This window comes from Streptomyces spiralis (assembly GCF_014654675.1).
GTDB lineage: Bacteria > Actinomycetota > Actinomycetes > Streptomycetales > Streptomycetaceae > Streptomyces > Streptomyces spiralis.
Genome location: NZ_BNBC01000047.1, coordinates 48,245 through 72,012 on the forward strand (window position 1 = coordinate 48,245; position 23,768 = coordinate 72,012).

23 protein-coding genes and 3 pseudogenes are annotated in these 23,768 nt (G+C 72.7%); 14 read left to right on the forward strand and 12 right to left on the reverse strand.

The features are described 5' to 3' along the window. Positions 1-38 precede the first annotated feature (38 nt). Both IE318_RS35025 and IE318_RS35030 read left to right on the forward strand, forming a co-directional pair. Positions 39-767, forward strand: coding sequence for a YcnI family copper-binding membrane protein (locus IE318_RS35025; protein ID WP_189906838.1), 729 nt, complete (start codon positions 39-41; stop codon positions 765-767). 198 nt (positions 768-965) lie between these two features. Continuing rightward, on the forward strand, positions 966-1,574 hold the full coding sequence (locus tag IE318_RS35030; RefSeq protein WP_189906840.1) for a dihydrofolate reductase family protein: 609 nt from the start codon (positions 966-968) through the stop codon (positions 1,572-1,574). 18 nt (positions 1,575-1,592) lie between these two features. Here the strand turns inward: IE318_RS35030 and IE318_RS35035 are convergent, their stop codons facing one another. Continuing rightward, positions 1,593-2,450: a CDP-alcohol phosphatidyltransferase family protein gene (locus IE318_RS35035; protein WP_229903954.1), complete on the reverse strand. Its 858-nt coding sequence runs from the start codon at positions 2,448-2,450 to the stop codon at positions 1,593-1,595. A gap of 107 nt (positions 2,451-2,557) precedes the next feature. Between IE318_RS35035 and IE318_RS35040 the strand changes: the two genes are divergently transcribed. From IE318_RS35040 to IE318_RS45540, 5 genes and pseudogenes are all read left to right on the forward strand, one after another. Beyond that, entirely contained in the window at positions 2,558-3,541 is a 984-nt protein-coding gene (locus IE318_RS35040; protein ID WP_189906842.1) for a zinc-dependent alcohol dehydrogenase, read from the forward strand. Positions 3,542-3,669: 128 nt separating this feature from the next. Beyond that, positions 3,670-4,068 (forward strand): 6-pyruvoyl trahydropterin synthase family protein, encoded by a 399-nt coding sequence (locus IE318_RS35045; protein WP_030174893.1) that lies wholly within the window; start codon positions 3,670-3,672, stop codon positions 4,066-4,068. Continuing rightward, entirely contained in the window at positions 4,065-5,249 is a 1,185-nt protein-coding gene (locus IE318_RS35050; RefSeq protein ID WP_189906843.1) for a glycosyltransferase family 4 protein, read from the forward strand. Before IE318_RS35045 ends, IE318_RS35050 begins: the two co-directional genes overlap by 4 nt. After that, positions 5,246-6,298 carry a hypothetical protein gene (locus IE318_RS35055; RefSeq protein ID WP_229903955.1) on the forward strand — a complete coding sequence of 351 codons (1,053 nt, stop codon included), beginning with the start codon at positions 5,246-5,248 and terminating at the stop codon, positions 6,296-6,298. Before IE318_RS35050 ends, IE318_RS35055 begins: the two co-directional genes overlap by 4 nt. Next, a pseudogene (locus IE318_RS45540) lies at positions 6,295-7,254 on the forward strand (lysylphosphatidylglycerol synthase transmembrane domain-containing protein); the annotation flags it as partial. The gene IE318_RS35055 and the pseudogene IE318_RS45540, both read left to right, overlap by 4 nt. Positions 7,255-7,301: 47 nt before the next feature. On the opposite strand, the gene IE318_RS35060 reads toward IE318_RS45540, so the two are convergent. After that, positions 7,302-8,078 carry a creatininase family protein gene (locus IE318_RS35060; protein WP_189906845.1) on the reverse strand — a complete coding sequence of 259 codons (777 nt, stop codon included), beginning with the start codon at positions 8,076-8,078 and terminating at the stop codon, positions 7,302-7,304. Between the two features lie 38 nt (positions 8,079-8,116). Between IE318_RS35060 and ribA the strand changes: the two genes are divergently transcribed. Then, a complete protein-coding gene (ribA, locus tag IE318_RS35065; RefSeq protein ID WP_189906847.1) occupies positions 8,117-8,788 on the forward strand; it encodes a GTP cyclohydrolase II in 672 nt (223 codons plus the stop codon). 56 nt (positions 8,789-8,844) lie between these two features. Here ribA and IE318_RS35070 read toward each other — a convergent pair whose 3' ends face one another. From IE318_RS35070 to IE318_RS35080, 3 genes are all read right to left on the reverse strand, one after another. Next, entirely contained in the window at positions 8,845-10,077 is a 1,233-nt protein-coding gene (locus IE318_RS35070) for a serine hydrolase domain-containing protein (protein WP_189906849.1), read from the reverse strand. Positions 10,078-10,156: 79 nt separating this feature from the next. Continuing rightward, entirely contained in the window at positions 10,157-11,572 is a 1,416-nt protein-coding gene (locus IE318_RS35075; RefSeq protein ID WP_189906850.1) for an MFS transporter, read from the reverse strand. Next, positions 11,569-12,189, reverse strand: a complete 621-nt coding sequence (locus tag IE318_RS35080) for a TetR/AcrR family transcriptional regulator (RefSeq protein ID WP_189906852.1) — start codon at positions 12,187-12,189, stop codon at positions 11,569-11,571. Before IE318_RS35080 ends, IE318_RS35075 begins: the two co-directional genes overlap by 4 nt. 111 nt (positions 12,190-12,300) lie before the next feature. Between IE318_RS35080 and IE318_RS35085 the strand changes: the two genes are divergently transcribed. Then, positions 12,301-12,762, forward strand: a complete 462-nt coding sequence (locus IE318_RS35085) for a PPOX class F420-dependent oxidoreductase (RefSeq protein ID WP_030185429.1) — start codon at positions 12,301-12,303, stop codon at positions 12,760-12,762. Between the two features lie 90 nt (positions 12,763-12,852). Here the strand turns inward: IE318_RS35085 and IE318_RS35090 are convergent, their stop codons facing one another. After that, entirely contained in the window at positions 12,853-13,725 is an 873-nt protein-coding gene (locus tag IE318_RS35090) for an NAD(P)-dependent oxidoreductase (RefSeq protein ID WP_189906854.1), read from the reverse strand. A 109-nt stretch (positions 13,726-13,834) separates the two neighbouring features. Between IE318_RS35090 and IE318_RS35095 the strand changes: the two genes are divergently transcribed. Together IE318_RS35095 and IE318_RS35100 are read left to right on the forward strand one after the other, a co-directional pair. Beyond that, positions 13,835-14,443 (forward strand): TetR/AcrR family transcriptional regulator, encoded by a 609-nt coding sequence (locus tag IE318_RS35095; protein WP_189906856.1) that lies wholly within the window; start codon positions 13,835-13,837, stop codon positions 14,441-14,443. Beyond that, positions 14,440-14,781, forward strand: coding sequence for a VOC family protein (locus IE318_RS35100; RefSeq protein WP_189906858.1), 342 nt, complete (start codon positions 14,440-14,442; stop codon positions 14,779-14,781). The genes IE318_RS35095 and IE318_RS35100 overlap by 4 nt, the downstream gene beginning before the upstream one ends. A gap of 44 nt (positions 14,782-14,825) precedes the next feature. Here the strand turns inward: IE318_RS35100 and IE318_RS35105 are convergent, their stop codons facing one another. Together IE318_RS35105 and IE318_RS35110 are read right to left on the reverse strand one after the other, a co-directional pair. Then, entirely contained in the window at positions 14,826-16,184 is a 1,359-nt protein-coding gene (locus tag IE318_RS35105; RefSeq protein WP_189906860.1) for an MFS transporter, read from the reverse strand. Positions 16,185-16,404: 220 nt separating this feature from the next. Further along, positions 16,405-17,070 carry a TetR/AcrR family transcriptional regulator gene (locus IE318_RS35110; protein WP_030185447.1) on the reverse strand — a complete coding sequence of 222 codons (666 nt, stop codon included), beginning with the start codon at positions 17,068-17,070 and terminating at the stop codon, positions 16,405-16,407. Between the two features lie 178 nt (positions 17,071-17,248). Here IE318_RS35110 and IE318_RS35115 point away from each other — a divergent pair, with 178 nt between their 5' ends. Next, on the forward strand, positions 17,249-18,148 hold the full coding sequence (locus IE318_RS35115) for a shikimate dehydrogenase (protein ID WP_189906862.1): 900 nt from the start codon (positions 17,249-17,251) through the stop codon (positions 18,146-18,148). Positions 18,149-18,197: 49 nt separating this feature from the next. Beyond that, on the forward strand, positions 18,198-19,988 hold the full coding sequence (locus IE318_RS35120; RefSeq protein WP_189906864.1) for a bifunctional sugar phosphate isomerase/epimerase/4-hydroxyphenylpyruvate dioxygenase family protein: 1,791 nt from the start codon (positions 18,198-18,200) through the stop codon (positions 19,986-19,988). A 32-nt stretch (positions 19,989-20,020) separates the two neighbouring features. Here IE318_RS35120 and IE318_RS35125 read toward each other — a convergent pair whose 3' ends face one another. Further along, positions 20,021-21,235: an FAD-dependent monooxygenase gene (locus IE318_RS35125; protein WP_229903956.1), complete on the reverse strand. Its 1,215-nt coding sequence runs from the start codon at positions 21,233-21,235 to the stop codon at positions 20,021-20,023. A 153-nt stretch (positions 21,236-21,388) separates the two neighbouring features. Continuing rightward, positions 21,389-21,787, reverse strand: coding sequence for a hypothetical protein (locus tag IE318_RS35130; protein ID WP_189906868.1), 399 nt, complete (start codon positions 21,785-21,787; stop codon positions 21,389-21,391). Between the two features lie 388 nt (positions 21,788-22,175). Between IE318_RS35130 and IE318_RS35135 the strand changes: the two genes are divergently transcribed. Then, entirely contained in the window at positions 22,176-22,763 is a 588-nt protein-coding gene (locus tag IE318_RS35135; protein ID WP_189906870.1) for a TetR/AcrR family transcriptional regulator, read from the forward strand. Positions 22,764-23,048: 285 nt separating this feature from the next. On the opposite strand, the pseudogene IE318_RS35140 reads toward IE318_RS35135, so the two are convergent. Together IE318_RS35140 and IE318_RS35145 are read right to left on the reverse strand one after the other, a co-directional pair. Next, positions 23,049-23,485 (reverse strand): annotated as a pseudogene (locus IE318_RS35140) (histidine phosphatase family protein); the annotation flags it as partial. Beyond that, a pseudogene (locus IE318_RS35145) lies at positions 23,481-23,768 on the reverse strand (6-phosphogluconate dehydrogenase); the annotation flags it as partial. The pseudogenes IE318_RS35145 and IE318_RS35140, both read right to left, overlap by 5 nt.

Here is a 23,768-nt window from a genome sequence, read left to right on the forward strand (position 1 = left end):
CCCCCACACCACCCTCCCAGTACGGAGATCCATCAGTCATGCCCACTACTCGTACCACCGTCGGCACCCTGCGCCGGGCCGGCCTCGTCACCGCTCTCGCCACCGCCGGAGTACTCACGGCCGCGGGCGCCGCCTCGGCGCACGTCACCGTCCACCCCGACAACTACGCCAAGGGGGCCACGGACGGAGTCCTGACCTTCCGCGTCCCCAACGAGGAGGACTCGGCGAGCACCACCAAGGTCCAGGTCTTCCTGCCCACCGACCACCCGGTCCTCGGCGCGCTCGTCACGCCGCGGGACGGATGGACGGCGAAGATGACGACGAGCAAACTCAAGACGCCGGTCAAGACCGACGACGGGACCATCACCGAGGCCGTCTCGGAGATCACCTGGACCGGAGGGAAGATCGGGCCCGGTCAGTACCAGGACTTCGATGTCGCCTTCGGTCAACTGCCCGACGACGTCGGCCGGCTGACCTTCAAGACCCTGCAGACGTACTCCGACGGCAAGGTCGTCCGCTGGATCGAGGAGCCGCAGGGCGGCGAGGAGCCGGAGAACCCTGCGCCGGTGCTCAAGCTCACCGCCGAGGGCGGTGGGGAGACCACCGCCACTTCCGGGAACGCCAAGGCCGCCTCCGCCTCGTCCACCGCCTCGTCCTCCGGTGACTCCACCGCTCGCGGCCTCGGCATCGCGGGGCTGGTGGTGGGTGTGCTCGGGCTCGCCGCCGCCGTCTTCGCCGTCGTACGGACGCGGTCGGCGCGGTCGTAGCGACGCATCTCCCGGGTGCGGGAACGGCACGCGGGAACGGCCCGAATCACGGGGATGTGGTCCGGGCCGTTCCCGCGTCGCGGAACGTTCGGCCATCCCCACAGCCCGATGAGTTTCCCGGTGATCCGCGGTCATAGGTCGCGGGTTTCAGCCCGGTCTCGCCCAACGGTCTTGATCCACCAGTAGACAAGGAGCGCCATGAGGATCGTCGTCATCAACCACGTCACCCTGGACGGCGTCATGCAAGGACCCGGCCGCTCCGACGAGGACACCCGCGACGGATTCCCCCACGGCGGCTGGGCCGCTGAACGGGGCGGGGACGACGACGTCACGAGGGCATGGGGCCGGCGGCTGGCCGCCGGCAGCGGGTACCTCTTGGGCCGCCGCACCTACCAGGACGTTCTGGCCCACTGGAACACCCAGGACAGCCCGTTCCGTGATGCCCTCAACAACGCCCCCAAGTACGTCGTGTCCAACACCCTGGCCGAGCCCCTGCCGTGGCCGAACTCCACACTGCTCAGCGGCGACATCCCCGCAGCGGTCGCCGAACTCAGGAAGACCCCGGGCAACGACCTGCACATCATGGGCAGCGGTGCGTTGATCCGAACTCTCGCCCCGCTCGGCCTCATCGACGAATACCTGCTCTGCATCCACCCGCTCGTCCTGGGCGTCGGACGCCGCCTGTTCGCCGACGGTTTCGTTCCGACCACGTTCGACGTCGCCGACACGATCTCAACGGCCACCGGCGTGATCATCGCCGGCTATCGGCCCCACCCCCGTGGCCCGGTGAGGGCGGAGCGTGGCTGATCGCCTCGACGCGTGACGTCAAGCCGCCCGCGCGCCCTCCATCATCTCGTCGACGGGTTCCCCGGCGAGGGCCGGGACGGGCTCTGCTACGGGCTCCGTCACGGGGACCGCCTTCCGCACCGGATGGATCCCGGCAGCTGCAACCGTCCGCGTCCGCGAGGTCCGCCACAGCCACAGCACATCCCGCCCGAACGACCACACCAGCAGCGCCAGCGCCAGCAGCACCACGCCCGCGTTCGCCCGGTGCGGCAGCAGGCCCGAGCCCGCCAGGAGCAGGAGGATGCCCTGGAGCGCGGCCACCGTCTTGCGGGCCGTGCTCGGCGGGAGGGGGGCGTTGAGCCAGGGCAGGGCGCGGGCGGCGGCGACGAAGGCGTAGCGCATGCCGCCGATCAGGAGGACCCACGGGCCCAGGTCCATCGAGACGTAGACGCTGAGCACCAGGATCAGGAACGCGTCGACCTCCATGTCGAAGCGGGCGCCCAGTGCCGTGGACGTGCCGGTGCGGCGGGCCACCTTGCCGTCGACGCCGTCCAGGATCAGGGCCACCGCCGTCAGACCGACCAGCAGCGAGACCGGCGGCGAGCTCTCGAAGGAGTCCGCGACCAGCGCCGTCACACCGCCGACGAGGGTGGCCCGGCCGAGTGTCACCCGGTTGGCCGCGCCGAAGGAGCGCAGTCGCGAACGGTGCAGGGCCCGGGAGAGCACCGCCCAGGTGGCGATCGCGAAGACCAGGCCGGTCACCCAGCCCGCCGGGCCCATGCCGATCGCCGTGCCGAGCAGGGCCAGGAGCAGGATCTGCACACCCGCTCCCACCGCGGTCTCCTGCTGGACCGGCCTGAGGCCTGACCTGGCGTCGTACGTGTTGTTCAGGGCCACCGCACACCCTCCGGCCGAGTGACAGAGTCGATCAACGCCGCGTACTGTGCGCGGCCTGTGCACATCTCCGTACGTGAACAACTTCCCGATCGTTCAGGAGGCCGCCCATGAACCGTTCCGCACGTGCGTTCTGGCTCCGTTCGCCCGGCGAGGGCGAGGTGCGTGACATGCGTCTTCCGGAGCCCGGCGAGGGCGAGGTCGTCGTCCGGGCGCTGTACTCGGGGATCAGCCGGGGTACGGAGACGCTGGTGTTCCGAGGCGGGGTGCCCGCCGGCCAGTACGAGGCCATGCGGGCGCCGTTCCAGGAGGGCGACTTCCCGGGGCCGGTGAAGTACGGCTACCTGAGTGTGGGGGTGGTGGAGGAGGGACCGGGCGAGCTGGTCGGGCGTACCGTCTTCTGTCTCTATCCGCACCAGACCCGCTATGTCGTCCCGGCCGCCGCCGTGACCCCCGTACCGGACTCCGTCCCCGCCGGGCGGGCCGTGCTCGCGGGCACCGTCGAGACCGCCGTCAACGCCCTGTGGGACGCCGCGCCCCTGGTCGGCGACCGGATCGCCGTGGTCGGCGGCGGGATGGTCGGCTGTTCGGTGGCCGCGCTGCTGGCCCGGTTCCCCGGTGTGCGCGTGCAACTGGTGGACGCCGATCCCGCCCGCGCCAAGGTCGCCGAGGCCCTCGGTGTCGGCTTCGCCCTGCCCGGGGAGGCGCTCGGGGAGTGCGACCTCGTGGTGCACGCCAGCGCCACGGAACAGGGCCTGGCCCGTGCCCTGGAACTGCTCACCGCCGAGGGCACGGTCATCGAACTCAGCTGGTACGGCGACCGGAGGGTCTCCCTTCCGCTCGGCGAGGCGTTCCACTCCCGTCGGCTGGTCATCCGCAGCAGCCAGGTCGGCACCGTCTCCCCGGCCCGCCGCGGCAACCGTACGTACGCCGACCGGCTCGCCCTCGCCCTCGACCTGCTCGCCGCCCCGGAGTTGGACGCCCTCGTCACCGGGGAGTCCGCCTTCGAGGAGTTGCCGGACGTCATGCCCGAGCTCGCCTCGGGGCGGATACCGGCGCTGTGTCACCGGATCCGGTACGACACGAGTGCCTGACCTGAGAAAACCCGAGTGAAGTCGGTGCGCGACGACTGAACAACGGGAAGCGAAGAGCCGTACTACACGGCATCCCCCGGCAGGGATCGGCCGAGGGACCAGACGCGCCGCACCTGGAGGGTCGTTCGTTGTTCAGCATCACCGTCCGTGATCACATCATGATCGCCCACAGCTTCCACGGCGAGGTGTTCGGGCCCGCGCAGCGGCTGCACGGAGCCACCTTCCTCGTGGACGCCACGTTCCGGCGCGAGCAGCTGGACGACGACAACATCGTCGTCGACATCGGGCTGGCCACCCAGGAGCTGGGCGCGGTCGTGAGCGAGCTGAACTACCGCAACCTCGACAACGAACCCGACTTCGCCGGGATCAACACCTCCACGGAGTACCTGGCCAAGGTCATCGCCGACCGGCTCGCCGAACGGATCCACAAGGGCGCCCTGGGCGAGGGCGCCAAGTCACTGGCCGGCCTCACCGTCACCCTGCACGAGTCGCACGTCGCCTGGGCGAGTTACGAGCGTGCCCTGTGACCGACACGACCGTGCACCGTTCCCCGTCCCTCGCCTTCGTGCCCGCGCCGCGCTCGGGCCGCCATCACGTCGGGATCATCCCCATGTCCCTGCGCACCGTGCACTTCGTCCTGCCCGGCGGTGTCGACGACCCGGCGACACCGAGCGGCGGCAACGCCTACGACCGCCGCGTCAGCCTCGACCTGCCCGGCTTCGGCTGGCAGGTCCGGCCGCACCCCGTGCACGGCGACTGGCCGCGGCCGGGCGCCCGGGCCCGCACCGAACTGGCCCGCGTCCTGCGGGAGTTGCCGGACGGCGCCGTCGTCCTCCTGGACGGGCTCGTCGCCTGCGGCGTCCCCGAGATCGTCGTACCCGAGACCGAACGGCTGCGCCTGGCCGTCCTCGTCCATCTCCCGCTCGGCGACGAGACCGGGCTCGAACCCGCCGTGGCCGCCGAACTGGACGCCCGGGAACGGCAGGTGCTGCGCGCCGTTCCCGCCGTCGTCGCCACCAGCGACTGGGCGGTCCGCCGTCTCGTCTCCCACCACGGGCTCGTCCCCGACCGGGTCCACGTCGCCGCGCCGGGCGCCGACATCGCGCCCCTCGCCCCCGGCACCGACGGTGTCTCACGGCTGCTGTGCGTCGCCGCCGTGACTCCGCGCAAGGGGCAGCACCGGCTGGTCGAAGCCCTGGCCGCGGTCACGGACCTGCCGTGGAGCTGCGAGTGCGTCGGCGCCCTGACCCAGGACCCCGCCTACGTCGCCCGGTTGCGCGAGCTGATCGCCGGGCACGGCCTTCAGGACCGCTTCCGCCTCGTCGGACCGCGGGCCGGCGCCGACCTCGACGCCCGTTACGCCGCCGCCGACCTGATGGTCCTCGCGTCCTACGCCGAGACCTACGGCATGGCGGTCACCGAGGCGCTCGCGCGCGGCATTCCCGTGCTGGCGACGGACGTCGGCGGCGTCCCCGAGGCGGTCGGCCGCGCCCCCGACGGCGGGGTGCCCGGCATCCTCGTCCCGCCGGAGGACCCCCTCGCCCTCGCGGCGGAACTGCGCGGCTGGTTCGGCGAGGCCGACGTGCGCCGCCGGCTCAAGGCCGCGGCCCGGGGCCGCCGCGCCGCCCTCGACGGCTGGGCGACCACCGCCCGCAGCCTGGCCGGCGTCCTCGCCCGACTTCCCGAGGAACCCCGGAGGGCGGCATGAGGAAGACGACCGCGCTGTCCGCCGGTCGCGGATCGGTGACCCCCGGCAAGGACGCCGCACCCGGTTCCGACACGGTGATCCCCGGCAAGAACCCCGCAACCGGCCCCGACACGGTGATCCCGGGCGCCGGTCCCGCCCCCCGGCCCGGCGAGCGGGCCACCGTGCGTCTGCGGGCGGACGGGCCCGAGGAGCCGCCGGCCGAGCACGCGCCCGAGGAGCCGTCCCGGTACGCGCCCGAGTGGCTGCGGCTGCGGGAGACGGCCGACGCGGCGGCACGGGCCACGGAACTGCTCGATCCGCTGCGGACCCGGATCGCCGGCCGGCCGGACCCGCACGGCGGGCTCGTCGTGCACGACCTGGGCTGCGGCACCGGATCGATGGGCCGCTGGCTCGCCCCCCGGCTGGACGGCGCCCAGCACTGGATCCTGCACGACCGCGACCCCTACCTGCTGCACTTCGCCGCGGTGGCCGCGGCGGGCGCCGCCGCCGACGGCAGCCGGATCACCGTGGAGACCCGGCGCGGCGACGTCGCCCGGCTGACGCCGGACGCCCTGGCCGGCGCCTCCCTGGTGACGGCGTCGGCGCTGCTGGACGTCCTCACCCGTGACGAGGTCGGCGCCCTCGCCGCCGCCTGCGCCGGGGCGGGCTGCCCCGCGCTGCTCACCCTGTCCGTGGTGGGCAGGGTCGAGCTGACCCCGGCCCACCCGCTTGACGCCGAGCTCACCGAGGCGTTCAACGCTCACCAGCGCCGGAGCGGACTGCTCGGCCCGGACGCGGTGACGGCGGCCTGCGAGGCCTTCGCCGCAAGCGGCGTCACCGTACGCGTGTGTCCGAGCCCCTGGCGGCTCGGGCCCGATCAGCGCGAACTGACCGCCCAGTGGCTGCGCGGCTGGGTGGGCGCGGCCGTCGAGCAGCGCCCCGGACTGAGGCCGCGCGCCGACCGTTTCCTCGCCGAGCGCCTGGAGGCCTGCGCGGCGGGGGAGTTGAGGGTGACCGTCCACCACAGTGACCTGCTCGCGCTGCCGGGTCCCACGGGCGGTGACGCATGAGCGCGCAGACGGTGGACGTACGAACCGCACCACACCCGCCCCGGCCGGCAGCGCCCCCGCCCCGGCGGCCCGCCCTCCTGTCCCGCCCCCGGGTGCGCGCGCTGCGCGCCCACGTCGGCACCGTCGCCGGCGTCGTGATCCTCGCCGTGCTGCTGTGGCGGCTGGGCACCGGAGTGCTCCTTCAGGGACTGCGCCGGCTCGACGCACCCTCGCTGTCCGCGGCACTCGCGATCGGGCTGGTCACCACCGTGTGCAGCGCCTGGCGCTGGCAGTTGGTGGCCCGCGGTCTGCGCATCCGGCTGCCGCTCGGCGCGGCCGTGGCCGACTACTACCGTGCGCTGTTCCTGAACGCCGCCCTGCCCGGCGGCGTCCTGGGCGATGTGCACCGGGCGGTGCGGCACGGGCAGAGCGCCGGGGACATCGGCCGCGGGGTGCGGGCCGTGGTCCTGGAGCGGGTCGCCGGGCAGCTCGCGCTCACCGTCACGGGTACGGCGATGCTGCTGACCCTGCCCTCCCCGGTCCGGGCCCAGGCCCTGCACCTCGCACCGCTCGTCGCCCTCGCCGTCGTCGGGGCGCTCGCGGTGCTGCTCGCGCTGCACATGAACCGGGCGGCGCCCTCCCGCCGCGGGCGCGCCCTGGACCGCATGCTCGGCGAGGCGCGTGCGGGCCTGCTGTCCCGCCGCAACGGGCCGGGTGTGGCCCTGTCCTCCGCCGTCGTCCTCGCCGGGCACTTCGCGACGTTCCTGGTAGCCGCCCGGGTCGCCGGCTGCACCGCCCCGGTGCCCGTGCTGCTGCCGCTGGCGGTGCTGGCGCTGGCCGCCATGGGACTGCCGCTGAACGTAGGCGGGTTCGGACCCAGGGAGGGCGTCACCGCGTGGGCGTTCGGCGCCGCCGGACTGGGGGCGAGCACCGGAGTGGCCGTGGCGGTGGTGTACGGGGTGCTGAGCTTCGTGGCGAGCCTGCCGGGCGCGCTCGTCCTGGTCGCCCGTCGCCGTACCGGCGGCTACGCGCCGGCGGTGCCGGCCGACGTCAGCAGCGAGAAATACGGTGCGAAGGAATCCGCGAGGCTCGCCAGCAGTTCCTTGCCCTTTTCCGGAGTCCCCAGGGAAGGACGGCCGATGACGCCCGATTCGGTATAGGCGGACATTCCGGAGGTCAGCAGATGGCGTCGGTCGTCCGCGACGAAGTCGGCCTTTTCGTAACCGGCCCGGACCATTTCGGGATGAGCGTGCAGAAGAATGGAGGTCTCGATTTCCCCCGCATGCATGTCGGTGAGCAACGAGGTACGGACACCGGCCCGTTCCCGGGCGGTTTCCCAGTCCTCCGCGGCCGGGAAGAGCGCCATGCGCTCGCCGCGCGCGGAGGCCTCCTGGACCACGTTGCCCAGCACGTAGTTCCCGCCGTGGCCGTTGACGACCACCAGGGCCTCGACGCCGGAGCGGCGCAGTGAGTCCGCGATGTCCCGCACCACCGAATGAAGGGTCACCGAAGAGATGCTGACGGTCCCCGGCCAGGCCGCGTGCTCGTGCGAGCAGGAGATCGTCACCGGCGGCAGCAGGTGCACCGGGTACGCGTCGGCGATCTCCCGGGCGATGGCACAGGCGACCAGCGTGTCGGTGGCCAGCGGCAGGAACGCGCCGTGCTGCTCGAAACTCCCCACAGGCAGCACGGCCACCTCCGGTGAGCGGCCCGCCCCCCGATTCCGTACGTCTTCCGTGGTGTCCGCCGGCAACAGGCCACCCGCACCAGGTGCCGTCGGCCGTGTTTCCGAACCACTCATAGTTTCCCGGCCTTTCGTCTCTGCTTAGGATCCAGATCATGACAGAAAACCTCGGCGTACTCGGCAAGAAGTCCTCACGGAAGTCCGCACGGCGCACGGGTGTGGAACGCGTCGTGAATGCCCCGCTGCCCACTGTCTACGGGAAATTCCAGGCGATCGGCTACCTGGACCACGACCGCGGGGACGAACAAGTGGCCCTGGTCCACGGCGACATCGGCACCGAGCGCGTCCTGGTCCGGCTGCACTCCGAGTGCCTGACCGGGGACGCCTTCGGCTCCCAGCACTGCGAGTGCGGCGACCAGCTCGCCGCCGCGCTGCGTGCCGTCGTCGCCGAAGGCAGCGGGATCGTCGTGTACTTGAGGGGCCACGAGGGCCGGGGCATCGGACTGCTGGCCAAGCTGCGGGCGATGGCGCTGCAGGCGGAGGGCCTGGACACGGTGGAGGCGAACCTCGCCCTCGGCCTGCCCGTCGACGCCCGCGACTACGGTGTCGCCGCCGGGATCCTGCACGACCTGGGGGTGGGCTCGGTGCGCCTGATGTCCAACAACCCGCGCAAGCGCGAGGCGTTGGTACGGCACGGCATCCAGGTCGCCGAGCAGGTTCCGCTGCTGATCCCGCCGTGCGAGAACAACATCACCTATCTGCGCACCAAGCGGGAACGCATGGACCACCACCTGCCCCATCTGGACGCGGTGGCCCACCTCTCCTGAGGCGGGAAGGGTGTCTTCGGGCCCGGCGGCCGTCCCGAGGCCGGGAACCCGCAGCCTCAGCCGGTGACCGCCTCGTGCACCAGCCGCCTCAGCTCCGGATAGATCCGCAGGGAGGTCCTCGGGCGGAGCTGGGTCATGAACTGGAAGGTCAGTTCGCGCCCCGGATCGACCCAGAAGGTCGTGGTCGCCGCCCCGCTCCAGCCGAAGGTGCCGAGGCCGGACGGCGCCTGGGTGCGGGCGGGGTCGACGACGACGGAGACGTTGAAGCCGAAGCCCACGCCGTCGTTGCCGGGTTCGTCGTGGGCGGGGCGGCTGCCGTAGGACCGCAGGTCGGCGCCGCCGGGGAGGTGGTTGCGGGTCATCAGGTCGACCGTGCCGGGGGAGAGCAGCCGGGTGCCGTCCAGTTCCCCGCCGCGGCGCAGCAGTTCCATGAAGCGGTGCCAGTCGTACGCGGTCGACACCAGGCCGCCGCTGCCCGAGAGGAAGCGGGGGCGGCCGTCGAGGGGCAGGCCGGGGATCGGCTCGATGGCGGCCTCGTCGTCGGTCTGCCCGTACAACTCGGCCAACCGGTCGGCCTGTTCGCCGGAGACGTGGAAGCGGGTGTCGGTCATGCCGAGCGGACCGAGGATCCGCTCGGTGAAGAACACGTCGAGCGGCTGCCCGGACACCACCTCGACGACCCGGCCGAGGACGTTGCTGGCCACGGAGTAGTTCCACTGCGTGCCCGGGTCGAACTGCAGAGGCAGGCGCGCGTACACGTCCGCCGTCTCCGCCAGATCGGCCCCCGGCGGCACCGACGACGCCAGACCGGCGGCGCGGTAGAGGGCGTCGACGGGGTGGGAGTGATAGAAGCCGAACGTCAGGCCCGCGGTGTGGGTCAGCAGATGGCGTATGAGGACGGGCCCGGCGGCGGGGCGGGTCGTCACGTCGTCGCCCGAGCCGCCGACGTACACCCGGGGGCCGGCGAAGGCCGGGAGATGCCGTTCCAGCGGGTCGTCCAGGGACAGCCTGCCCTCCTCCACCAGTTGCAGTACGGCGACGGCGGTCACCGGCTTGGTCATGGAGTAGATCCGCCACACGGTGTCGCTCTCGACGGGCAGCCCGGCCGCCACGTCCCGCAGGCCGTACGTGGTCAGGTGGGCGACCCGGCCGCCGCGCGCGAGCGCCACGAGGCAACCGGGCAGGCGGCCCTCGTCGACGAAGCGGGCCAGATACCCGTCGAGACGGTCGAGCGCCTTCGGGTCGAGCCCGGCCTCGTCCGGCTCGACCTCCTGTCGAAGCTGTGCCATCGCTCTCCTCCGGCCCTGTCCGGTCGGTGCCGTCCCCGTCGCACGAGGACCACTGCGGCCTACCCGTCCGAGGGTGCCCTCAGGCCTCATGGTCGCGCGGGAACACGGGAACGGCCTCGCGAACCGCGCCCGCCGGCGGCCTCGGACCGCGACCGTCGGCGCCCGGGGCATGTGCGCGCCCCGGCAGCACACGGCCGGCGACCGCCCCCGCTCCCGCCACCCCGGCGAGCACCGCCAGCGGCAGCCCGGCCCCACCGCCGAGGCCCCGCAGCGTGGTCGCGGCCGCCACGCCCAGGGCGGGGCCCACGTTCATCGCGGTCTGCTGGAGTCCGCCCGCCACCCCTGCCGAGCCGACCGCCGCCTGTCGTACGACGACCTGCGTCGCCGCCACCATCACCGTGCCGAACCCGGCGCCGAGCAGCGCGAAACCGGTGCACAGGGCGGGGGCTCCCGTCGCCCGGGCGAGCACCAGTACGCCCAGCGCGAGCACGGCCATGGCCGCCACGGTCGTACGACGGGCCCCGACCCGGCGCAGCAGCACCGGGCACACAGCCGCCGCGAGCACCATCAGTGCCGCCAGCGGCAGACTGCGCAACGCGCTCTGGAAGGGGTTCAGGCCCAGCGTGTCCTGAAGGACGTACGTGAGGACGAACAGGGTGCCGGACAGGGCGGCCGACGCGGCGACCAGGACGCCGACCGCCGAGCCGACGGCCGCCGACCCGACGACGTCCGGCGGCAGCAGCGGGTGCTCGGCGCGGCGCTCGTGCCGGACGAAGGCGGCCGCCGCGACCGCGGCGACCACGCCCGTGACCGCTGGGGTGACCGGACCCGCCCGGCCCGGGTCCGGCAGCGCGACCAGGGTGTGCACGGCGCATCCGAGGGCGGCGGCGAGCAGCAGCGCGCCCGGTACGTCGAGCCGGAGGCGCGGGGCAGGGGCCGGCTCGCGGCCGGGCAGTGCGAGCGCGAGCGCGCCGAACAGCAGCGCCGGCCCGATGTTCAGGAAGAACACCGCCCGCCAGCCCAGCCCCGCCACCAGCGCCCCGCCCACCACCGGACCGGCGGCCGCCGCCACCCCGATCGCGCTCGTCCGCACCGCGAGGGGCATACCGAGCCGGTCGGGCGGGAAGGTGGCGCGCAGCATGCCCAGCGTGGCCGGCTGAAGCAGGGCCCCGCACACCCCCTGAGCGACGCGCAGCGCGATCATCCAGCCGATGCCGGGCGCCAGACCGATGCCCGCCGAGGCCGCCCCGAAGCCGAGCATCCCGCCGGCGAACAACCACCGGTGCCCGTACCTGTCGCCGAGCCGTCCGGCGAACACCAGGAGGCTCGCCACCGCGACGAGATAGCCGGTGCTGGTCCACTGGACCTGCGAGTACGACGCCGCCAAGTCGTGTCGCAGGGTGGGCTGCGCCACGGTGAGGACCGTACCGTCCAGGGCGACGATCACCGCGCCGGCCACGCTGCAGGCGAGTGCCGCCGTCCGTCGGTGGTTCACCGGCCGCTCTCCGGGCCGAGGTGCGCGTCCAGGGCGGTACGCAGCAGCGGCGTGAAGTCGTCGGCTCCCGTGGCGAGTTGGAGACTGCCCCAGCACCACAGCTGGGCGATGCCGTGCAGGTTGGCCCACAGGGAGGCGGCGACCGTACGGGCGTCGGCGCCCGGGCGGGCCCGGCCGACCAGGTCGACCAGGACGCCGAACAGCGGCAGGCTGGTGTCCCGCAGTCCCAGGTGCCCGCTCCCCAGCAGGTCGTGACGGAACATCAGCTCATACATGCCGCGGTTGCCCAGCGCGAACTCCAGATAGACCCTGGTCAGTACGGTCAGTTGGGCGCGCGGGCTCTCCCCGCCGTCGCCGATCGCCGCCGCGGCCCGCTCGGCCAGCTCGTCGAAGCCGCGGCGCGCGATGGCGGAGAGCAGCTCCAGGTGGGTGGGGAACCAGCGGCGCGGCGCTCCGTGCGAGACGCCCGCCCGGCGGGCGATCTCCCGCAGGGTCAGGGCCTGGGAGCCCTCCGCGGCCACGAGCTCCACCCCGACGTCGACCAGCCGCTCCCGCAGCCCCTTCGGGTGGTTCCCGTGCCGGGCGGCATCGTGCTCGTTGTTCCCGTGGTCGCTCATAGACACTGTCTACCAAAGTTGGTAGACAGTGTCTACTCGCCCAGGGGTGGGCGGAGCGACTTCGGGGTGACACCGGGAATGGGAAGCTCTGCCGCGAGAGTTGAGGAACGTATGACCCAGGACACGACGCACGACCCCGTGCCGGACGCGCTGCTCGCCCTGCTCGCCGAGGGCCACGGAGGGGTGCTGGTCACCCTCAAGCGCGACGGCCGCCCCCAGCTGTCGAACGTCAGCCACGCCTACGACCCGGACGAGCGCGTCATCCGCGTGTCGATCACCGACGACCGCGCCAAGACCCGCAACCTGCGCCGCGACCCGCGTGCCTCCTACCACGTCACCGGTCCGGACCGGCGGGCGTACACGGTCGCCGAGGGCACCGCCGAGCTGTCCCCGGTGGCCAGGGACCCGCACGACGAGACCGTGGAGGAGCTGATCCGCCTGTACCGGGAGGTGCTGGGCGAGCATCCCGACTGGGACGACTACCGCGCGGCCATGGTCCGCGACCGGCGGCTGGTGCTGCGGCTGAAGGTGGAGCGGGCGTACGGCATCCCGAAGGGTGCCAACGACGGCTGAAGGGTGCCGACGACGGCTGAAGGGTGCCGACGACGGCTGAAGGGTGCCAACGACGGCTGAAGGGTGCCGACGACGGCTGACCGGGCGGCCCTATGCCTGCGTCCGTGCCCGGATCGCCCGGAGGACCGCCACCATGTCCTCGTCGCCGTGTCCGAGCGAGACCGTCTCCTCGAACAGGGCGTGGCACACGTCGAGCAGCGGGGAGGCGATGTCCGCCTTGCGGGCGGCCTCGGCGATCAGCCGGTTGTTCTTCAGTACGTCGAGTGCCGCCGCCTGCACGGAGAAGTCCCCGGTCAGCAGCTTGGGTGCCTTCATCCGCGACACCGGGCTGGCCATCGGGCCGGCACCCAGCACGTCGAGGAACAGCCGGCGGTCGAGCCCCTGCCGTTCGGCGAAGTGGAACGCCTCGGTGAATCCGGTCACCAGCGTGATCAGGAACAGGTTCACCGACAGCTTCATCAGCAGTGCGCTGGGCGCCGGGCCGCACACGAACGTCTCGGCGCACAAGGGGGCGAGCAAGGGGCGTACACGGCGCACGGCCGGTTCGTCCCCGGCCAGCATCGCGACCAGCTCGCCGTTCTCCGCCGGGACGCGGGAACCGGAGACGGGCGCCTCGACATAGCTGCCGCCCGCCGCCCGGACGTCCGCCTCCAGCGCGCGTGAGTACTCGGGCGAGGTCGTGCCCATGTGGACGACCGTCCTGCCGGCGACCAGCGCGGCGAAGTCCGGGCCGCCGCGGCCGAGGGTGGCGTCGATCGCGAGGTCGTCCGCCAGCATCAGGAACACCACGTCCGCGCGGGCGAAGAGCTCACCGGGGTCCGCGGCCACCTCCGCGCCGGCCGCGCGCAGGGGGGCCGTGCGGGCGGCCGTGCGGTTCCATACGACCAGGGGAGTGCCGGAGCGGGCCAGCCGGAGCGCCATGGGCGTGCCCATCACTCCGAGACCGATGAAGCCGACGTTCACGAGACACCGCCCTGGGGTCGCGACCTTTCCATGACAGCGGTCATAGTAGCCGCGCCTATGACGCGCGTCATAGGCTGGAGGGCGGAAATCCTGGTGGAGGAGGTCGACGATGGCGGGGGTCCAGCGCGGGCCGCGGGAGCGGATGGTCTTCAGCGCGGCCCAGCTGATCCGGCACGACGGTGTGGGCGCGACCGGCATGCGGGACGTCGCCGAGCACGCGAACGCGCCGCGCGGATCGCTGCAGCACTACTTCCCGGGCGGCAAGGAACAGCTGGTCGGCGAGGCCGTCGCCTGGGCGGGCCGGTACGCCGGCGGGCGCGTCGCCCGTTTCATGGCGGACCTCGCCGAGCCGACGCCGAGCGCACTGTTCGCCGCGATGGTGCGGCAGTGGACCGACGAGTACGAGACGGCCGGCGTCCTGGGCGGCTGTCCGGTCGCCGCGGCCACCGTCGACTGCGCCGCCTCCGAGGCGACCCGGGAGGCGGCCGCCGCCGCGTTCACGACCTGGCGCGGGCCCGTCGCCGAGGCCCTGACGGAGCTGGGCGTACCGGCCGAACGGGCGGAGCCGCTGGCCACGCTCATGATCAGCTCTCTGGAGGGTGCGATCATCATGGCCCGCGCCGAGGGCGACGTGCGCCCGCTGACCACCGTGGCCCGAGAGCTGGGTCCGCTCCTCGACGCGGCCGTGCCGCCCGACGACAGGAGAGGTGAAGCATGATCACTGGGGCACATGTGGTGATCCACACCCGGGACGCGGAGGCCGACCGGGTCTTCCTCCGGGACGTACTGGGCTGGTCGCACGTCGACGCCGGGCACGGCTGGCTGATCTTCGCGGCGCCGCCCGCCGAGGTCGCCTGCCACCCGACCGAGGGTGAGTCGGCGCACGAGCTGATGCTGATGTGCGACGACCTCGACGCGACGACCGCGGAACTCACCGCGAAGGGCGTCGAGTTCACCCGCCCGGTCCAGGAGGCCCGTTGGGGCCGGGTGACGGCGCTGCGGCTGCCCGGCGGCGGCGAACTCGCCCTGTACGAGCCCCGGCACCCACGGCCCTGAAACGGGCCGTCGGTGCCGGACTGTTCGTTGTGGTGCGGTGCGGGTCAGGCCGAGACCGTCTCCGGCTGTGACTCACGCCGGAGCCCGCGCTCGCCGAGGCGCGCCGTGGGAATCCGGTGGGTCTCGCGGGCCGAGAGGGCGGCGATCACCGGAGGGACGCACAGGGCCGCCGTGAACAGGGCCACCGCCGACCAGTCGGTGCCGCCGGGGCCCGCGATCTCGGCGGCGAAGGTGACCGCGAACCCGGCCACCGCGAAACCGATCTGGGTGCCGACCGCCATGCCCGACAGGCGCACCCGGGTGGAGAACATCTCGCCGTAGAAGGCCGGCCACACGCCGTTGGCGGCGCTGTAGACGACACCGAAGGCGACGATCCCCAGGACCAGCGTCAGCGGGTAGGAGCCCGTGGAGATCGCCCACAGGTACAGGAACATCGCCACCGCGCTGCCCGCCGCCCCGATCAGGTACACCGGGCGCCGGCCGATCCGGTCCGACAGCGTGGCCCACAGCGGGATGGCGGCCAGCGCGACCAGGTTGGCGAGCGCGCCCACCCACAGCATCGACGAACGGGACATGCCGACCGCGTCGCTGGTCGCGTACGCCAGCGACCACACCGTGAAGATGGTGCTCACCGAGGCGATGAGCGCGCCCGCGACCACCCGCAGCACATCCGCCCAGTGCTCGCGCAGCAGCACCGCCAGTGGCAGTTTCGCGACCCCCTCGCCGGCCGCCTGCTGGGCGAACGCCGGCGTCTCGGCCAGGCTGCGCCGGATGACGTAGCCGACGACGGCGACCACGACGCTCGCCCAGAACGGCACGCGCCAGCCCCAGGAGAGCAACTGGTGCTCGGGCAGCGCCGCGACCGGGAGGAACACCAGCGTGGCGATCAACTGCCCGCCCTGGGTGCCGCTGAGCGTGAAACTGGTGAAGAAGCCGCGCCGGCCGTCGGGCGCGTGCTCCAGACTCATCGAACTGGCGCTGGCCTGCTCACCCGCCGCGGACACCCCTTGCAGCACCCGGCACAGCACCAGCAGGACCGGGGCCACGCCGCCCACCTCGGCACGCGTGGGCAGACAGCCGATCAGGAACGTCGACAGACCCATCAGCAGCAGCGTGAAGACCATGATCTTCTTGCGGCCCAGCCGGTCGCCGAAGTGGCCGAGGAACAGCGCGCCGACCGGGCGGGCCGCGTAGGCGACGCCGAAGGTGGCCAGCGACAGCAGCGTCGCGGTGGCCGGGTCGGAGGAGTCGAAGAAGACCTTCGGGAAGATCAGTGCCGCGGCGCTGCCGTAGATGAAGAAGTCGTAGTACTCGAGTGCACTGCCGATCCAGGCGGCAGCGGCGGCCTTTCCCGGCTGACCGGGTGGAGCGGCACGGTCGTGGGGCGGGGCGGGGACGGACACGGCGGGCTCCTTCGGGGAACTCCACCCTAGGCGGAGTGAGCGGAAAGCGAGAGTGCGGGAGAGGGCCGGATCCCGGCTAATTAACCCACTGGGTAGTTAGTAGCGGTGGGTGGGATGTTGCGCTCGTGTTTCCGCCATGTCAAGGGGTGGGGTGCGGACTCAGTCCGCGGCGCGCTCCGCCGTGAGGTAGGCGATCACCATGTCGGGGTGGGGTGCGGACTCAGTCCGCGGCGCGCTCCGCCGTGAGGTAGGCGATCACCATGTCGCCGAGCATCGTGCGGTAGTGCTCGCGTCGTGCCGGATCGACCAGGTCGCGGCCGAACAGGGCGCCGAACGTGGACCGGTTGGCGACCCGGAAGAAGCAGAACGAGCTGATCATCGCGTGCAGGTCGACGGCGTCCACGTCGGCCGTGAACAGGCCCGACTCCTGCCCGGCCGCCAGGATCCGGCGGATCACGTCCAGGGCCGGCGAGCCGATCTTCCCGAGCTTCTCCGAGGCGGCGATGTGCTCCGCCCCGTGGATGTTCTCGATGCTCACCAGGCGGATGAAGTCCGGGTGCTGCTCATGGTGGTCGAAGGTCAGTTCGGCCAGTCGCCGGATGGCCGCGACCGGGTCCAGATGCTCCACGTCCAGCCCCTGCTCGGCCTCGCGGATCACCCCGTACGCCCGCTCCAGAACGGCCGTGAACAGCTGCTCCTTGCCGCCGAAGTAGTAGTAGATCATCCGCTTCGTGGTGCGGGTCAGGGCGGCGATCTCGTCCACCCGGGCGCCGTCGTAGCCCGCCCGGGCGAACTCCTGTGTGGCCACGTCGAGGATCTCGGCCCGGGTGCGGGCGGCGTCACGGGTGCGCCCGCCTGTTCGTGCCGGTTCGTCGACGCTCGTCATCACGTTCCTTCGGAAGCGGGGTGCGGGGGCCTGTGCTCTGGCTCGTGATTGTAGAAGCAGGGGCGCGCGGCCCAGGAGGGGTCTTCCCCAGGGCCCCTGCGGCTGATATAGCTAACGTACTGGTTCGTACATTAGTGAGCTCGATGGTTCGGCGCTCGCCCGCTCAGGAGGTTCCCCGGTGGCCAAGGAGTCGTATCTCGTCGGACTGATCGGTTCCGGCATCGGCCCGTCGTTCAGTCCGGCGCTGCACGAGCGCGAGGCGGACCGGCAGGGGCTGCGCCTGGTGTACCGGCTCATCGACATCGACGTCCTCGGGCTGCCGCCCGAGGCGGTGGGCGACCTGCTGCGCTCCGCGCGCGACCTCGGCTTCGACGGGCTCAACATCACCCACCCCTGCAAGCAGCTCGTCCTCGAGCACCTGGACGACCTCGCCCCGCAGGCCGCCGCGCTCGGCGCGGTCAACACCGTGGTCTTCGAGGGCGGCCGGGCCATCGGCCACAACACGGACGTCACCGGCTTCGCCGCGTCCTTCGCGCGCGGCCTGCCCGACGCACCCCTGGAGCGCGTGGTGCAGCTCGGCGCGGGCGGCGCCGGAGCCGCCGTCGCCCACGCCCTGCTGACGCTGGGGGCCGAGCGGGTCACCGTCGTCGACCCGCTGCCCGAGCGGGCCGCCGCCCTGGCCGACTCCCTCGACGCCCACTTCGGTGCCGGCCGGGCGGCAGCCGCGGCCCCGACGGCGTCGGCGGACCTGCTGAGCCGGGCCGACGGCCTCGTCCACGCGACCCCCACCGGCATGGCCGCCCACCCCGGGATGCCCCTCCCCGCCGACCTGCTGCACCCCGGCCTGTGGGTCGCCGAGGTCGTCTACCGTCCGCTGGAGACCGAGTTGCTGCGCACCGCCCGCGCGGCCGGCTGCGACACGCTCGACGGCGGCGGCATGGCCGCGTTCCAGGCCGCGGACGCGTTCCGGCTGTTCACCGGGCGGGAACCCGACAGCGCCCGGATGCTCGCCGACATCGCCCACATCGCCGGCACGGCCGATGCCACCGACGCCGACGCGATCGCGGCGCGGCAGTAGGAAGCGCCAGGAACAGAGGAGCCGGAGAGCAGGAGAAAGAGGTACCCAGGTGCGTACGTCCATCGCCACCGTCTCCCTGAGCGGTTCGCTCACCGAGAAGCTCACGGCCGCCTCCCGGGCGGGTTTCGACGGGGTGGAGATCTTCGAGAACGATCTGCTCGCCAGCCCCCGTACCCCCGAGGAGATCCGCGCCCGCTGCGCCGACCTCGGCCTCGCCATCGAGCTGTACCAGCCGATGCGGGACATCGAGGCGGTGCCCCCGGCCGAGTTCGCGCGCAACCTGCGCCGGGCCCGGCACAAGTTCGAGCTGATGCGCCGGCTGGGCGCGGACACCGTGCTCGTCTGCTCCAGCGTCTCCCCGTCGGCCCTGGACGACGACGCCCTGGCCGCCGAGCAGCTGAGCCGGCTCGCCGACCTCGCCCAGGACTTCGGGATCCGGGTCGCCTACGAGGCGCTCGCCTGGGGCCGGCACGTCAGCACCTACGACCACGCCTGGCACATCGTCGAGACGGCCGGGCACCCGGCGCTCGGCACCTGCCTGGACAGCTTCCACATCCTCTCGCGGGGCTCGGACCCCAAGGGCATCGAGGACATCCCCGGCGAGAAGATCTTCTTCCTGCAGCTCGCCGACGCCCCACGGCTGGCGATGGACGTGCTCCAGTGGAGCCGCCACCACCGCTGCTTCCCCGGGCAGGGCGGCTTCGACATCGCCGGGCTCCTGCGGCACGTGCTGCGCACCGGCTACGACGGCCCGCTCTCCCTGGAGGTCTTCAACGACGTCTTCCGGCAGGCCGAGGCCGGCCCCACGGCCGTCGACGCGCACCGCTCCCTGCTCGTCCTCCAGGAGGCCGTCGGCGCGGTGGACCTCCCCGCGCCCGTCGTCCCCACCGGCATCGCCTTCGCCGAACTGGTCACCCCGGACACCGAGCCGGTCGAGGCCGTGCTGGGCGCGCTGGGCTTCGCCCGCACCGCGCGCCACCGCGCCAAGCCCGTGGACCTGTGGCAGCGGGGCGAGGCCAGGATCCTCGTCAACACCACCGGGGCCGTACGCCGGGACGGCACCCAGCTCGCCGCGATCGGCCTGGAGTCACCCGACCCGGCCGCCGCCGCCCGGCGCGCCGAGGCCCTGCTGGCCCCCGTGCTGCCGCGCCGCCGCGCCCCCGAGGACGCACCGCTCGACGCGGTGGCGGCCCCCGACGGCACCGAACTGTTCTTCTGCGCCACCGACCGGCCGGACCTGCCCAGCTGGCGGGCCGACTTCGAGGACACCGCCGCCGCGCCCGCCGCCCCGGGGGCGGAGCGCATCGACCACCTTGCCCTCTCCCAGCCCTGGCACCAGTTCGACGAGGCGGCCCTCTTCCACCGCAGCGTCCTCGGGCTGGACGCCCAGGAGAGCGTCGACGTCGCCGACCCCTACGGGCTGCTGCGCAGCCGCGCCGTCACCAACCCCGACGGCAGCGTCCGTATCGCCCTCGGGGTCGGCGCCGCACCCTCCGACGACACCGTCCACGCCCAGCACCTCGCGCTGGCCACGGACGACGTGGTCGCCGCCGCCCGCCGCTTCCGGCAGGCCGGCGGCCGGCTGCTGCCCGTGCCCGCGAACTACTACGACGACCTGGCGGCACGGTTCGAGCTGGCCGACGAGGAACTGGAGACCTACCGCGGCCTCGGCATCCTCTACGACCGCGACGCGGGCGGCGCCTTCCGGCACTGCTACACCGAGACCGTCGGCCGGGTCTTCTTCGAACTCGTCCAGCGGGACCCCGGCTACCGGGGTTACGGCGCCCCGAACGCGCCCGTACGGCTGGCGGCCCAGCACGCCCGGCGCCCGGCACGCTGACGGACCGCCGCCGCGCGGGAGCCGGCGGTGGCCTACCCGTCCGGGCCGGACCGACGTGGCTGGTTGTGCCTCCCTTCGCCGCGCCGGCGGGCGAGGTACCAGCGCCGGCCGGTGGCGAAGGCGCGCCGTGTCGTGCGAACGGCAGCGATCTGGGTGGCAAGGTGGAGTTGATGATGCCAGGGGTTCTGACCACCGTGGCGTACGGACATGGCGTGCGCGAAGGCCACGGCATCGCGGTCGGCGTACTGGTCCAGGTGCTCGAACCACGCCATGCTGGTACGCGCGGCCGCCTGCACCGGATGGAGCTCCGAGCGGCGGTGGTGGTCGTACTCCCGCAGCGCGTCCTCCACGTCGAGGTGTTGCTGCAGGCTGTGTGCGAGAACGATCGCGTCGATGATCGCCAGTCTGGTGCCCGAGCCCAGCGTGAAGTGGGTGGTGTGGGCGGCGTCGCCGACGAGTACCGTCGTGCCCGCGTACCAGGTCTTGTTGGTCACGTGTGCGAAGCGCTGCCAATACGGCGACGCATCCCGTGATCGGCTGATCAGGCGGTGGCCGTCGAGTGCGCGTTGGAAGATGTCCTCCAGCAGTCGCATTCCCTGGCCGTGGGCCGGTACGTCGAGTCCCAGACCGTGCCAGGTCTGTGGTGAGCATTCGACGATGCAGGTGCTGATTCCCGCGACCGACGGATAGGCGTGAAACCAGATCCATCCGGCCGGCGTCCGCTCGAAGTCGAACACGAAACTGCGGAACGCCTGGTCCGTGCCGAGCCAGGTGTAAGGGTTGAGACCGACCTCGATGCGCGTTCCGAACGCGGCGTTCTGTCCACGGATCCGGCTGTTCGCGCCGTCGGCGGCGACGAGAAGGTCGGCCTCGGGAAGCGCCGAGGCATCGGCGACACGTTGGCCGTACCGGACATCGACTCCGAGTTGGGCGGCACGCCGGGCCAGGACTTCGAGCAATGCGGATCGGCTGATGCTGTATCCGTAACCCCCGAAGTACGCCGTCTGCTCGCCGCCGGAACCGTGCACCCGCACCTCCTGGTCCTGCCACAGCACGGACCTGGCGGTGACTTCCCGGGCGCTTTCCGGGTCGTTGCGATAGAGGACGTCCAGCAGGTCGTCCCAGTACACGACGCCCCAGCCGTAGGTGGCCGCGGGCGGGTCGCGGTCGTACACCCTGATCTCGTGCCCGGCATCGCGCAACTTGGCCGAGATCGCGAAGTACAGCCCGGCAGGCCCCGCTCCCACACACACGATCCTCATCGCCGAACACCGCCCGGCGACCGGTCGAACGGGACGCCCGCCGCTCCGGACCGGTCCGGATGCCCGAGTCGGCCGGGCATCCGGACACAGCACTCACACAACTGCCGCACGTTGATCGGGGCTCACTGCGCTGGAGGGTCAGTAACCATGCCCGCCGCCGTGATCACCGCCACCGTAGCCGCCATGGTCGCCACCGTAGCCGTGGTCGCCACCGTAGCCGTGGTCGCCACCGTAGCCGTGGTCGCCACCGTAGCCGTGGTCACCGCCGTAGCCGTGGCCCCAGCCCCAGCCGTCGCCGGAGTAGCCGCCGCCTCCCCAGCCCCAGCCGTCGCCGTAGTAGCCGTAGTAGCAGTCGTCCCCCCAGCCCCAGCCCCAGCCGTCACAGCGATCTCCCCGGTAGGAGGGAGCCGAAGCGACATGGGTCGACGAGGGGAGAGCGGCCGCGCTGGCAGCGCCGGCTCCGGCCGCGATGGCGAAGATGGGAGCCGTGCACACCACAGCGGCTATGCGCCGCATCTTGCTCTTGGTTGCGCGCATTTCAAGCGCCCCCTTCCGGGGGTCGAAACAGGAAGCTCGGGCGCTCAAGGGGAACGCCCACACGCGTCGGATCCTGCGCGCGGGTCCGGCGCGCGGTGACCCACCCGCCCGGAGGTGCCGAACGACGTCACAGTCGTTTCCGGGCGGGCTTGCGGATCTACTATTGAGTACAAGGCGAGGCTTTACGGTACGAAACGCCCCGTTTCGTCAACATTGACTCGTTCCGTGGGCAAAGTCAACGGGGGTGCCAGAGGCTCACACAGGGAGGCATGCCGTGGACGCTCCCAGGTCGCAGGACGGCCGTCCGAACCCCTTGATTCCCGAGTGCGACGAGCCCGACCGCATCAGTCATGACTCGCGGCGGCGCCGCCAGGAGCCTCACAGGGCCGTGCTCAGAGCCACGAAAGACCTCCTCGGCGAGGTCGGATACCAGCGGCTCGCCTTCGAAGGCATCGCCCGGCGGGCCGGAGTCAGCAAGGCCACCATCTACCGGTGGTGGCCCAACAAGGCCGCACTCGTGATCGAGGCTCTCAGTGGGGAGGTGCCCCTGCCTCCCCTCCACGAGACCGGCGATCTGGAGGCCGACCTGCGCACCGCCGTCCGTCTCGTCGTCGACCTCGTCTCCGCCATGCCCACGTGCCTGATCCTTCCGGCGCTTCTCGCCGACGTGATCGAGGATCCCACCGGCACCGGTGCCTTCGCCGAGCTCATCGAACCCCGCCGCGCCTCTGTCGTGAACCTGCTGGAGCGGGCCCGCCTCGCAGGCCGGCTGCCGCCGGACACCGATACGTCACTGATGGTCGACATCTACTCCGGAACGGTCGTGTACCTGGCCGCGGTGAACCGCGTGGCGCCGGACGAGGCGGTGGTCGACCAGCTCGTCAGCCTCATCCTGCACGGTCGCCTACCGGTCTCCCGGGACCTCGCCCCCGCGGACCGGAAAGGATCGCCGAGCGGGGAGGTCGGCCCCGCGTAGAAGTCGCCCCCGCGGGGACGATCCCCGCCGAAGGCCGTAGGTCGCGTGGTTCAGGACAGCGGGCGGAGCCGGACGGCGAGGAGTTCGGGACCGTGTGGGAGGTGCGGTGCGCCGGCGCGGGTGAGCGGCCTTCCGGTCCGCCGTCGCCGGGTTCCACGAGGACGGACACGACGGTTCCACCGGTGAGGACGAATGGTTGCCCGAGGCCTTCCAGTACCTCGCGAGCGAGGCGGCAATGCCCCGGCCCGGGCCGCCTCAAAGCGGTCAGGGCCGGGGCAGAGGCGGTCAGTCCCGGGTGTTCCACTCGGCGATCACCGACCGGTCGTGCTCCGTCGACAGCCGGCTGAGCGTGCCCGTCGCGAGCTGGGTCTGCCGCCCGTCCGCGGGCGGCAGACCCAGCCGACGGGCCGTCAGCACCCGCAGGAACGGGCGTGCGCCACCAGGACGACGTCACGGGCGTCCTGCGCGAGCGTGGCGTCGAGCCGGGCGAGCACCCGGTCCGTCCGCCGACCGACCTCCTGTGGTGACTCGCCGGGTCGGCCGTCGTCGTCCGGCGGCACCCTGTCGGTCCCCAGATCCCAGCCGGGCCGGGCGCGGTGGACGTCGGCCGTGGTCACGCCCGCGTAGCCGCCGTAGCCCCACTCGTGCAGGTCCGCTTCCGGCACCGCCCCGGTCAGGCCCGCCAGTTCGGCCGCGCGCACCACGCGGCCGAGCGGATCAGTCCTTCTTCACCGCCTCCACGGCGTGGCCGCCGAACTGGTTGCGCAGCGCCGCGACCATCTTCATCTGCGGCGAGTCCTCCTGGCGGGAGGCGAACCGCGCGAAGAGGGAGGCCGTGATCGCGGGCAGCGGCACGGAGTTGTCGATGGCGGCCTCCACGGTCCACCGGCCCTCGCCGGAGTCCTCCGCGTAGCCGCGCAGCTTGTCCAGGTGCTCGTCCTCGTCGAGGGCGTTGACGGCGAGGTCCAGCAGCCAGGAGCGGATGACGGTGCCCTCCTGCCAGGA